A 13,092-nucleotide genomic window follows, 5' to 3' on the forward strand; every position below is an offset into this window, starting at 1 on the left:
TTCTAAAAGTTATTAGTTATACTGATTGGATTTGAAAGATTTCTAATGAAATTTTCGCTTGCAAAAGTACTGCAAAAAACGATTGCTGCCAAGAAATATACCATAGATAGACTTCTGAAAAATGAATAATCGCTGATAATCTGATGGTTACACAATATGCATATCCGGTAGAATATACCCTGTTAAAGAAAGAATATACTCATAAAAAAGGGGACATACGCCTTGTGATAAGGCACATGTCCCTTTGAAATCAGGCTGTTTGGGGTGTTAGACTTCTGTATTGACCTTTTCCTTCAGTCTCTTATAAAACTCTTCTTTGTCGTAGCGGGCGGCGTTCAACACTCGAGTCTTGTAACTCTTGATGGTGTTAACTGAGTAGTTGAGCGAACGTGCCAGGTCTTCATTTTTGGTAATGCCCAATCTGATGAGGGCAAAGATGCGCATTTCCACGGTGAGTCGCTCACCCGTTTTGGGAACTATCCTACACTCTGGGCGAAGAAGGGAATTGAAGCTTTCCTCAAAATCCGGGAAGAGCATCTGCAAAATACTATCCATCTGATAAAAGGTGTCGAATGCGGCTCCCTTTTGGGCATCGAATACGTTTTTGAGTCCTTCGTAATCTCGGATGGTGAGTCGGCGCAAAACTTCCTTGCGCAGTTTCTCGATGGCAACCTGGTGGTTCGCACTGCCCACTATCAATTGACTCAGTACTACTTCTTTGATGTGCCCTGCTTCAATAAGTTCCTTGTTGATGCTCGCAATCTGTACGTTCTTTTCGTAAAGATGCTTCATCTGAGACTCGATGAGTGACTTCTGCCGATGGAGCGTTTTTCGCTGTTTCTTCATGACGATGATTGCAGCTATCAATAGGACAATCACGATGCTCAGGAAAATGAGACCGATAGTGAGCCACATTTTCTGCCTTTGAGTGATTGCATAGAGGTCTTTATCTATCTGGGGATAGCTGAATGCTATCTCGGAATAGCGGTAACGTGAATGATATTGTTCGGCATTGTGCATCGCTACATTGATGAGCATGTACGAACGGGCAATGTCGCCTGTGACGTAAGCGATTTCGGCTATCTTTCTGGCAGCAGGATATTCCACTGAGCCACGCTTGATTTCCATGATGGCCGATTGGCTGATGCATTCTGCTGCCTTGGTGTAGTTGCGTAATCCCATATAGTTGTATCCCAGGTTGCCAAGAGCGTAGGCATAGTATGCAGAGGTAGGAGATAATTTGCTGAGCAGTATTTTGCTTTGCTTAATGGCCTCGGCATATTTGGTTTCGTGGAAGTACATCTTTACGAGCATGTCATCGAGCAGGTAAGAGTCTGAAGACACAGTTTGCTTCAATTCTCCATACAGTCGCTTCATGTTTTCCAGATAGGTGTCTTTGGAAAGAATGCGATATGGGGTGTAGAATCCGTTCTCGAATTCCAGGTTGAATGCAGCTACGATATAGTTGATTCGGATATCTTGCGAGCAAGTTCTGGGAGCAATCTTTGCCAAAGTCTCCGCCGCCTCTCTGAAGTACCCGCTATTGGTAAATGCTTGGGCCTCGTAGATGTAGGCTTGTGCCAGATAGTCGTAAGGACTTTTGGTTGAAGGGGCTTTTGAGTTAGCCTTGGGAGAATTTGCCAACTGCAGTGCTAGCTCTTCGCAATGGCGGGCGCATTGGTAAGAATCCTCAAAGTTGAGCAGGAATTGTATGCGAAACAGCTTCTCCCAGAGTTCGTATTGCTTTGTGAGGGGTTGGGGGATACCTAACTGCTGCTTAATCGTATTTACTTCCTGTCTCTGTTTCGCATGAAAGATGGAGGTGTCTGCCAGTGTTTCGCATACCTTATTTATATAAGGCTTTATCTTCTTGCTTATGGTTTTGCCGTAAGTAGCACCTTTGGCATCAAACTCCGCCTTCATCTTTTCGATAGGCATACGATTAATGGTTCCTGCCATTGGGGTTTGGGCAGAAACAAGGATTGGGCAGCAAGTCAGTATAGAGAGACATGCTATCACAAAGCTATGCTTGCAAGCTTGAAACCTCTTTTTGGAGGTTGTTTTTTCTTCTCTAAATGTCATTCTATAGGGTTTGAGGGGTTCAATTGACAGCAAAGTTAATACTAATATTTGAAATCTCTTTAATATAATAGTACCAATCCCGCAAAAGCCGAATAGAGTATCATGCGGATGGGATTGATCTTCATTACCTTCACACCGATGAAGGTTGCAAAGAAGAGGGCGATGGAGATATAGAATCTCCAAGGATTTTCGGGAGTAGAGAAGTTCTCGCCATTCATCAGGAGCAGGGCTGCGGCTCCTACCAATCCTACAATGGCTGGGCGAAGACCGATGAAGATGCTCTGGACGGCTGAGGTGTTCATATACTTGTACAGCATCTTGCTGATAAGAATCATCAAAATCAAAGAGGGGAGAACCAAAGCAAAGGTTGCCATGGCACTTCCGAGTACAGCCATCATGCCACTCATGCCGGCATTATGGACTGCTGTATAGCCACAATAGGTAGCGGCATTGATGCCGATAGGTCCCGGTGTCATCTGAGAGATGGCAACCACATCGGTAAACTCCTTCATCGTCATCCAATGATACTGCGTTACCACCTGTCCCTGAATCAGGGATATCATGGAATAGCCACCTCCGAATCCGAAGATGCCTATCTGAAGGAATACGATGAAAAGCTGAAGAAATATCATATGTTATTCTGTTGGTTGAATGAATTGTCCATAGATGTAGCCACCTACGGCAGCTGCGATAATCACCCAGATTGGGTTGACGCCCAAAAGCCAGATCAGAAGGGCGGATAGAATAGGAATCCAGCAGTTGACAAGCGAAATACCGGCACTCTTGGCAAGTGAGAACGTAGGTACGGCTATCAATGCCACGACGGCAGGACGGATGCCTGCAAACATGGCAGCCACCACCTTGTTGTCTTCAAACTGATGGAAAAACATAGCTATAGCCAAGATAATAAGAAACGATGGCAACGAAGCGCCGAAGGTGCAGACGATGGCTCCCGGTATCTTTGCCAACTTATATCCGAGTAGGGAACTCATGTTGATGGCCAAGGCTCCCGGACAAACCTGGGTGGTAGCGATGGCATCCAGAAATTCCTCCTTCGTCATCCAATGATGCTTGTCAACGACTTCGGATTCTATAATAGGAATCATGGCATAGCCACCCCCAAAGGTGACTATGCCAATCTTCATAAATGTTTTGAATAATGTAAGATAACTTACGCTATTATTCATTTTTTACCTTTTTACTTTTTTATCTTTTTACTTTTTCAAAGCTCTTTCTTCAATCCACTGACGTGCATTGACAAATGCCTCAATCCAAGGAGTTACCTCATCGTTGCGGCGATCAGCTGGATACCAGGCATTCTGCCATGGGAAGATGGCACGCTCCAAGTGTGGCATCATAGCCAAGTGGCGACCATCTGCAGAGCAGATACCTGCTACGTTGTAGTCACTGCCGTTAGGATTACCTGGATACTCAGCGTAGTTGTACTTCGCAATGATGTTGTAGTGATCCTCTGGCTCTGGCAAGTAGAAACGGCCCTCGCCGTGAGCTACCCAGATACCGAGCTTGTCACCGCTCAGGCTACCGAACATCACACTGTCGTTCTGAGGAATGGTCAAACCGAGGAATGTACTCTCGAACTTCTTGGATGTGTTGTGGCAGAGGTGTGAACGATGCTTGTGCTCAGGATTGATGAGGTTCAACTCAACCATCAGCTGGCAACCGTTGCAGATACCGAGTGAAAGGGTGTCCTCACGGGCATAGAACTTATCGAGTGCCTCCTTAGCCTTAGGATTGTAGAGGAATGCACCAGCCCAACCCTTGGCAGAACCGAGAACGTCGGAGTTAGAGAAACCACCGCAGAATACGATAAAGTTTACATCCTCCAGAGTCTCACGGCCAGAAATCAAGTCGGTCATCATCACGTCCTTCACGTCGAAGCCAGCGAGATACATAGAGTATGCCATCTCACGCTCACCATTGGTACCCTTCTCACGGATGATGGCTGCCTTGATGCCAGATGGCTTGCGGCGGTTGGCATCGAGACCATAGCTAGAGAGTGTTCCCTTGAAGCCGTAACCGAAGTTCATCTCGATAGGCTGCTTCTTATAGTTGGTGTAGCGCTTCTTAGCCATACCATTCATACTCTGCTTGCGGTCGAGGAGGTAAGATGTCTTATACCAGTCGTCACGCAATGCATCGATATCGAACTCGTGCTCGAAGCCTTCCTTCTTGATGATGATCTTGCGGAGTTCAGGAGCAGGATAACCAATCTTGGCATAACCGATACCGTTCTCATCGAAGAATGCCTTCAACTCGTCCTTGTGAGCATCGCTTACCTGGATCACAACACCTGGGTTCTCTGCGAAGAGAGTCTTGATGATGTCGGCATCTGCGATGTCGTGGAGGTTGATCTTCATACCACCCTCTACGTTGGCGAATGTCATTTCGAGGAGAGTTGTAATCAAACCACCGGCACTGATATCGTGACCAGCCATTACCCAACCACGGTTGATGAGTTCCTGTACAGCGTTGAAGCAGTCAACGAAGTACTCTGGGTTCTTGACGGTAGGAACATCGCTGCCCACCTTGCCCAAGCTCTGTGCGAAGGCAGAACCACCGAGGCGCTGCTCGTCGAAGCTGAAGTCGATGTGGTAGAGGCTTGAGTTCTTGTCGTTGACGAGAACAGGACTAACCACCTTCTTGACATCTGAAACCTCACCGCCGGCACTGACGATAACGGTACCTGGAGCGATAATCTTCTCGCCGTTAGGATACTGCTGGGTCAATGAGAGAGAGTCCTTACCTGTTGGTACGTTTACGTGGATGGCGCAGCAGAAGTCTGACAAAGCCTTCACACCCTCGTACAGACGAGCATCTTCACCCTTCTGGCTGCGGCAAGGCCACATCCAGTTAGCAGAGAGGCTGATGCTGTCCATGCCATCTGCCAATGGAGCCCATACGATATTAGTCAATGACTCTGCTACAGAGAGTACAGAACCTGCCTTAGGATCGGCAAGACCTGCCTGAGGTGCATGACCCATTGCAGTTACGATACCCTTCTCGCCACGGTAGTCGAGTGCTACGACACCACAGTCAGAAAGTGGCAACTGAATCTGACCCTGACCCTGCTGACGGGCAATCTTACCTGTTACGGAACGGTCAACCTTGTTGGTCAACCAGTCCTTACAAGCCACAGCCTCCATCTGGAGAACACGCTGCAAGTACTCGTCGAGGTTATCTGCAGAATAAGTTACATCTTCATATTTACGCTCTACGGTCTCATCCACCATCACAGTCTTAGGAGTATGACCGAACATCTGAGCTACATCGAGGTCGAATGGCTTCACACCGTCAGCCTGCTTGAAGCTGAAGTGAGCATCGCCAGTAGTCTCACCAACCACGTACATTGGAGCACGCTCACGGTCGGCAATCTTCTGAACCTCGCTGATATACTTCTCGTCGATGAGCAAGCCCATACGCTCCTGGCTCTCGTTGGCGATGATTTCCTTGGCGCTCAAAGTCTTGTCGCCGATAGGCAACTTTGCCATGTCGATTTCGCCACCGCACTCTTCTACCAACTCAGAGAGACAGTTCAAGTGACCGGCTGAACCGTGGTCGTGGATGCTGACTACTGGGTTCTCATCGTTCTCAACGAGTGCACGAACCAGGTTGTAGGCACGCTTCTGCATCTCAGGGTTGGCACGCTGGATAGCGTTCAACTCGATACCGTTGCTGTAACGGCCTGTATCTACAGAAGAAACAGAACCACCACCAAGACCGATGCGATAGTTGTCACCACCTACTACGACAACCTTGTTGCCCTTCTGTGGCTCACCCTTCTTATAGTCACGCTTCTTGCCGTAGCCTACACCACCAGCAAGCATGATTACCTTATCGTATGCATACTTCTCGCCGTTCTCCTCGTGCTCGAATGTAAGCACAGAACCGGTGATGAGAGGTTGACCGAACTTGTTACCGAAGTCTGATGCACCGTTAGAAGCCTTGATCAGAATCTGCTCTGGAGTCTGATAGAGCCACTTACGAACAGGCATGATGTCTTCCCAGTCGCGCTCAACATCGCTCTTGCCGTTGTCATCCTTCAAGCGAGGATAAGCAGTCATGTAGCAGGCAGTACCTGCGATAGGCCATGAACCAACACCACCACCCATACGGTCGCGGATCTCACCACCTGTACCGGTAGCAGCACCGTTGAAAGGTTCTACGGTAGTAGGGAAGTTGTGGGTCTCAGCCTTCAGCGAGATGACACTCTCGATATCCTTCACCTGGAAGAAATCGCTGGTAGTCTGATCGGCTGGAGCAAACTGCTCGATAACAGGACCCTGAGAGAAAGCCACATTATCCTTATAGGCAGAGAGAATCTTGTTAGGGTTCTCGTTGGTGGTCTTCTTGATCATGCTGAAAAGAGAAGACTCCATCTCCTTGCCGTCGATGATAAACTGGCCGCCGAAGATCTTGTGGCGGCAGTGCTCTGAGTTAATCTGTGCGAAACCGAAGATTTCGCTGTCGGTGAGAGGACGTCCGTTCTCTTTCTCCAGCTTGTGGAGATAAGCCATTTCGTCCTCGCTGAGGGCAAGACCCTCTTCCTCGTTGTACTTCTCGAGGTCATCGACGTACTTGATAGGTTCTGGCTCGTGGTTCACGGTGAACACATCCTGTCCGATACCGTTGTACATACGCTGGAGCATAGGATCGTGCTCAGCGTCCTCGCTATCCACAGGGAAGTACTCCTCGATACGCGAAATGCCGTTAAGACTCATGTTCTGAGTTATCTCAACGGCATTCGTACTCCAAGGAGTAATCATTTCACGGCGTGGGCCAACATAGAAGCCCTGCAACTGCTGGGCGTCCTCTAAAGTTGCGTCACCATAAAGCCAACAAAGTTCATTGATTTCGTCCTGAGATGGTTTGTGGTCAATCTCGGTCGCAATCACACTCTTAGATGGAGTTCTGAAAAAAAGAATCATACTATTTCTCTTTTTATATTGTTAATGTATTAATTCTACCTTGACAAAAGCCTACATATTTATATATGCTTTTGCTTTCCGACTGCAAAGGTAATACAAAATTCTGATTTCGCCGCAAAGAATACGCATTTATTTTCTTTTTTTAGTTAAAAAGGTGATAAATAGTGATTTAGTGGTTAAAATTTTATAAATGGATTAGACAAATAAGGTTTATTGGAGTCTTATCAGTAACTTTGCACCCAGAAAGAGACGCATAAGGTATTTTATATGGAGGGCGTAACTGCCGTCTATATAATAACATAGTGATTAAAAAACAATAACAGAAAATTTAAAAATCGAAAGCAAATATGAAACAGACTAAAATTTTTGTAATGGCAATGATGGCTGTAGCCCTGATGGCTACTAGCTGTGCTAGTAAGAAGGATCTCCAGAATTGTCAATCTGAAAATAGAGAATTGACTGCCAATTATCAGGCAACCAAGGAGAAGCTGGCTGCTGCTGAGGCTAGCCTTGCTGCTGCGCAGGAGCAGTTGAGCAGTACCAAGAAGGATTATGCCAAGTTGCAGAACTCGCTGGACAAGAGTCTGACCAATGCCAATCAGAACAACATCAGCATTGAGAAGCTCGTTGACCAGATTAATGAGAGCAACCAGTATATCCGTCACCTGGTAGAGGTGAAGAGTAAGAGCGATTCACTCAATATGGTTCTTACCAACAACCTGACCCGTTCTCTCAGCCGTGAGGAGATGAAGGAGGTTGACGTTCAGGTGATGAAGGGTGTGGTTTACATCTCTCTGGCTGACAACATGCTCTATCAGAGCGGTAGCTACGAGGTAAACAGCCGTGCCAAGGAAACTTTGAGCAAGATTGCAAAGATCATCCAGGACTACAAGGATTACGATGTACTCATCGAGGGTAACACCGATAACGTGCCTGTAAGCACTACCAGTGCCAAGATGAAGAACATCCGCAACAACTGGGACCTCTCTGCTCTCCGTGCTTCTTCAGTAGTTCAGTATCTTCAGGACAACTTCGGTGTTAGTCCTAAGCGTATGACCGCAGGTGGCCGTGGTGAGTACAATCCTGTAACTACCAATGATACTGAGGTGGGCAAGATGCGTAACCGTCGTACCCAGATCATCATCACTCCTAAGCTCGACCAGTTTATGGACTTGATCGACAAGGCTCCAGAGGATTCTCAGAAGTAATCTGAATAGAAAATATACAAGAAGGCACCAATGGGTTTATGCTCATTGGTGCCTTTTTTAGTATAAATATGCATGAATTATAGAATGTGGCTTGGAAAAAGCGTGTTTTATTGTCATTTTGACAGAAAATATCTTAATTCTCTTTCTTTTGTCGAATCTTTTTCGTAATTTTGCAGGCAAATTATTAATTATACATGAATTGTTATGGAAAAGATTAAGATGACGACTCCATTGGTAGAGATGGATGGTGATGAGATGACAAGAATCCTCTGGAAGATGATCAAGGACGAACTGATTCTTCCTTTTGTAGATTTGAAAACAGAGTATTATGATCTGGGTCTCCCTTATCGTGACCAGACCAACGACCAGGTGACCATCGACTCTGCTGAGGCTGCCAAGAAATATGGTGTAGCAGTAAAGTGTGCTACCATCACTCCTAATGCCCAGCGTATGGATGAGTATAAGCTTCATAAGATGTGGAAGAGCCCTAATGGTACTATCCGTAGTATTATGGACGGTACTGTGTTCCGTGCACCTATCACTATCCCAAGCATCCACCCTTGTGTGAAGAACTGGGAGAAGCCTATCACCATCGCCCGTCATGCATACGGAGATGTATATAAGAGTGTGGAAATCCGTGCCGATGAACCGGGAGTAGCCAAACTCGTGTTCGAGGGTAAGAGCGGAAAGAAGCAGGAGGTGGAAATCCACAACTTCGATGGTGCCGGCGTTATCCAGGGTATGCACAATACCGACAAGAGCATCCGCAGCTTTGCTCACAGCTGCTTCAAGTTTGCCATCGATACCAAACAGGATCTCTGGTTTGCTACCAAGGATACCATCTCAAAGACTTACGATGCGCAGTTCCGTAAGATCTTCGAAGAGGTTTACGAGAGTGACTACAAGGAGAAGTTTGCTGAACTCGGCATCGAATACTTCTACACATTGATTGATGATGCGGTGGCTCGTGTAATCCGTAGCAAGGGTGGATTCATCTGGGCATGCAAGAACTATGATGGTGATGTGATGAGCGATATGCTCAGTACTGCTTTCGGTTCTCTGGCTATGATGACCTCTGTATTGGTCTCTCCAGAAGGAAAGTATGAGTATGAGGCTGCGCATGGTACCGTTACCCGTCACTACTATCGCTATCTGAAGGGTGAGGATACTTCTACCAACCCAATGGCAACCATCTTTGCATGGAGTGGAGCCTTGAGAAAGCGTGGTGAGATGGATGGACTTCAGGATCTCCAGAACTTCGGCGACCAGCTGGAGGCTGCTTGCTTCGATACCTTGAATGATGGTATCGCTACCAAGGATCTCGTCAACCTGATGGAAGGTGTTGAGGCTAAGCCTGTCAACTCAGCCGGCTTCATCGCTGCTATCCGTGAGCGCCTGGAGAAGAGATTGGCATAGTCCGCTCTCTTCTTCAGAAAGATAAAAAAAGCCCTGCAGTACTTCTCGTTTATATAGAAGTATTGCAGGGCTTTATTTGTTAGAAAAGCGATTTGTTTAGTTATATGGTGTAGCCAATATAATTACACTGAGTTAAAAAGTGTAATATTATACTATGCTTTATCGTTTTTTTGCAAAAAATCGTTGTTGTTACAAAATTGTAATCTGATGTAACGCTTATTACGAGATAAAAAATGTATTTTTGCACCATAATTACGAATTTATAAAAAATAGATTATGGAAAAGGCGGATAAAAGAATTCTTGTTGTTGATGATGAACAGGATTTGTGTGAAATCTTGAGTTTCAATATCCAGATAGAAGGATATCATGTGGATACAGCCAATTCTGCCGAAGAGGCTTTGGAAATGGATATTGCATCCTATGATCTGTTGCTGCTGGATGTGATGATGGGAGGTATGAGTGGATTCCAACTGGCTAAGAAGTTGAAGGAGAACCCGATGACTGCCCATGTGCCAATCATTTTCCTTACCGCTCGGGATACGGAGAATGATACGTTGACGGGATTCAACCTGGGTGCTGATGATTATATTTCCAAGCCATTCTCCATCCGTGAGGTGATGGTACGCATTCGTGCCGTATTGCGCCGTACCGCAGAACAGAATGGTAGTGCTGATGAACCTAAGGTGATTGGCTATCAGGGGCTGGTGCTGGATCTTGATAAGAAAACGGTTAGCATTGATGGCGAAGCTGTTCCTTTTACCAAGACTGAGTTTGAGTTGCTCCATCTCTTGTTGGAAGAAAAGGGCAGGGTATTCTCCCGTCAGGAATTGATAGACAGGGTGTGGCCTAAGGATGTGATGGTGCTCGATCGTACCGTGGATGTGAATATTACCCGTATGCGTAAAAAGGTTGGACGATTTGCAAAGTGCATCGTGACTCGTCTCGGTTTCGGATATTATTTCGATGCCTGATTGGTTTGACTTTGATTTACAGATAATTGTGAAGTTTAATATTCAGTTTTTTAAGTTCAATGCTTAAAACAAATACTGTAGGTAGAAAATTGTACTTTAGTGTGCTGGCGGTGTTCCTTGTGTTCGCTGTCAGCTTTATCGTGTTTCAGCAAACACGAGAGAAGCAGTATAAGATTAGTACCCTTACCTTGAAACTTGCCAACTATAACGAATTGTTGGTGGAGGATCTCGCTCTATCTTCTTCAAATGGTATTCTATTGTCGGATACGGTGAATCTGGTGGATAGTGTCAGGGTAGCTGAGGCTAAACTTGAGGATTTTGTTCAGGAACACGAAAGTAAAGACTTGAGAGTGACTCTTATCAAGCCTGATGGTAAGGTTATCTATGATAATATGGGTAAGGATTTTCGCAAGTTTTCCAATCATGCAAAAAGAGCGGAGATTGCGGAGGCACTTCAGGATGGAATGGGAACCAGTGTGGAACGCCAGTCTTCTACCCTCAAGCACGATTATTTCTATGTGGCATCCTATTTTCCTAAAAGTCAGCTAGTTGTACGTACGGCGTTGCCATATAACGATGATTTGGCAAAGTCGCTTCAGGCTGATCAGCATTATATCTGGTTTGCTCTTGTTGCCGTCATCATTCTTACGCTTGTGCTCTATCGTTTCACCAGTCGTCTGGGAAGTAATATTTCCAAACTCCGTATATTTGCCTATAAGGCAGATCACAATGAAAGCCTGGAGGTAGAAGATTTGGCAAGCTTCCCGGGGGATGAGTTGGGAGAAATTGCTGAAAGAATCATCAAGATGTATAAGCGCGTGCAGACTACCCGAAAAGAACAGGATATCCTGAAAAGACAACTTACTCAGAATATCGCTCATGAGTTGAAAACTCCTGTGGCTAGTATTCAGGGATATCTGGAGACGATTCTGGATAACCCGCATATCAATGAGGCGACCAAGGCGCAATTCCTGCAACGCTGCTTTGCCCAAAGTGAGCGGTTGACCTCCTTGCTTCACGACATCTCTACGCTTAACCGTTTGGATGATGGTTCTGATATGATAGATTTTGAAGCGGTAGATATTACCCAGATGGTAGCTGATATTACCCGTGAGACAGCGTTGGCTCGACAGGAAAGGAAAATGACTTTTGATAACCGGATGCCGGAACATATCGTGGTGAAGGGAAACCGAAGTCTGATATATAGTATTTTCCGCAATCTTACAGATAATGCCATTGCTTATGCTGGAGAGGGGTGCAAGATGACCTTGGAGGCGAAGGAACAGGGAAATAAATGGCATTTCATTTTCCAGGATAATGGTCAGGGAGTACCACCGGAGCATCTGGCCCGTTTGTTTGAGCGCTTTTATCGAGTGGATAAGGGGCGTAGCCGCAAAATGGGTGGTACTGGCCTCGGACTTGCCATTGTAAAGAATGCCGTTCTCCTGCATGGAGGTACTATTCGGGTAAGTAATTTGCCGGAAGGCGGTCTCAAGTTTGAGTTTACCCTTAAAAAATAAGCAAAAATATTTGAATACAATATATAATATGCGCGCGCGAGAGCGTGCGCATATATGCGTATGTATGCGCGCCCCAGTGTGCGCATGTATATTATAAGGTGCTGAGTATCTGATAGTTTGTTTAAGTGTTTATAACTGTTAAAAAGCGGCGTTTTTTGAAACTTTTTCCTCAAAACATTTGGCGGAATGAAAAATAGTTAGTACTTTTGCACTCGCTTTTGAGAAATACATTTTCTCTTAGCAACATAAAGAAAGAGTTCTTTGAAAGATTTTACATAAACAGACAAGTAGTACAAGAAGCGGTTAACTTCTTAGAAATAAGAAAGTTGACTGGGTAAAAGAAACGAACCGTCAAGTAATTGACAAGTCAGGTTTACTAAGCTTCAATAAACGAAAAGGATATTCGTCCTAAGTACAGACAACAAACACCGAGTTGCTTCTTCGGAAGTGACGAAGTAAAAATGATATTTTACAATGGAGAGTTTGATCCTGGCTCAGGATGAACGCTAGCTACAGGCTTAACACATGCAAGTCGAGGGGAAACGACATCGAAAGCTTGCTTTTGATGGGCGTCGACCGGCGCACGGGTGAGTAACGCGTATCCAACCTGCCCACCACTTGGGGATAACCTTGCGAAAGTAAGACTAATACCCAATGATATCTCTAGAAGGCATCTGAAAGGGATTAAAGATTTATCGGTGATGGATGGGGATGCGTCTGATTAGCTTGTTGGCGGGGTAACGGCCCACCAAGGCGACGATCAGTAGGGGTTCTGAGAGGAAGGTCCCCCACATTGGAACTGAGACACGGTCCAAACTCCTACGGGAGGCAGCAGTGAGGAATATTGGTCAATGGGCGAGAGCCTGAACCAGCCAAGTAGCGTGCAGGATGACGGCCCTATGGGTTGTAAACTGCTTTTATAAGGGAATAAAGTGAGTCTCGTGAGGC

8 protein-coding genes and 1 rRNA gene are annotated in these 13,092 nt (G+C 45.8%); 5 read left to right on the plus strand and 4 right to left on the minus strand.

All coding sequences use genetic code 11. The annotated features are described in order from the left end of the window. Positions 1–267: 267 nt before the first annotated feature. The 4 genes from CFT61_RS14925 to purL all read right to left on the minus strand — a co-directional run bounded on the left by CFT61_RS14925 (position 268) and on the right by purL (position 7,028). Entirely contained in the window at positions 268–1,959 is a 1,692-nt protein-coding gene (locus CFT61_RS14925) for a DUF6377 domain-containing protein (protein ID WP_089545196.1), read from the minus strand. A gap of 182 nt (positions 1,960–2,141) precedes the next feature. Continuing rightward, positions 2,142–2,714: a chromate transporter gene (locus tag CFT61_RS14930; protein WP_089545197.1), complete on the minus strand. Its 573-nt coding sequence runs from the start codon at positions 2,712–2,714 to the stop codon at positions 2,142–2,144. A gap of 3 nt (positions 2,715–2,717) precedes the next feature. Next, positions 2,718–3,269, minus strand: coding sequence for a chromate transporter (locus CFT61_RS14935; protein WP_089545198.1), 552 nt, complete (start codon positions 3,267–3,269; stop codon positions 2,718–2,720). Positions 3,270–3,296: 27 nt separating this feature from the next. Continuing rightward, a complete protein-coding gene (gene purL / locus CFT61_RS14940) occupies positions 3,297–7,028 on the minus strand; it encodes a phosphoribosylformylglycinamidine synthase (RefSeq protein ID WP_089545199.1) in 3,732 nt (1,243 codons plus the stop codon). 347 nt (positions 7,029–7,375) lie between these two features. On the opposite strand from purL, the gene CFT61_RS14945 reads away from it, so the two are divergent. The 5 genes from CFT61_RS14945 to CFT61_RS14965 all read left to right on the plus strand — a co-directional run. After that, the gene (locus CFT61_RS14945) at positions 7,376–8,236 is read left to right on the plus strand and encodes an OmpA/MotB family protein (protein ID WP_089545200.1); all 861 of its coding nucleotides are present in this window, start codon (positions 7,376–7,378) and stop codon (positions 8,234–8,236) included. A 204-nt stretch (positions 8,237–8,440) separates the two neighbouring features. Then, complete coding sequence (locus CFT61_RS14950) at positions 8,441–9,652, plus strand: NADP-dependent isocitrate dehydrogenase (RefSeq protein ID WP_089545201.1); 1,212 nt, start codon at positions 8,441–8,443, stop codon at positions 9,650–9,652. 276 nt (positions 9,653–9,928) lie between these two features. Next, positions 9,929–10,624 (plus strand): response regulator transcription factor, encoded by a 696-nt coding sequence (locus CFT61_RS14955; protein WP_089545202.1) that lies wholly within the window; start codon positions 9,929–9,931, stop codon positions 10,622–10,624. A gap of 59 nt (positions 10,625–10,683) precedes the next feature. Then, entirely contained in the window at positions 10,684–12,144 is a 1,461-nt protein-coding gene (locus CFT61_RS14960) for a sensor histidine kinase (RefSeq protein ID WP_089545203.1), read from the plus strand. 471 nt (positions 12,145–12,615) lie between these two features. Next, a 16S ribosomal RNA gene (locus tag CFT61_RS14965) occupies positions 12,616–13,092 on the plus strand; the annotation flags it as partial.

The organism is Segatella copri, assembly GCF_002224675.1.
Taxonomy (GTDB): domain Bacteria; phylum Bacteroidota; class Bacteroidia; order Bacteroidales; family Bacteroidaceae; genus Prevotella; species Prevotella copri_U.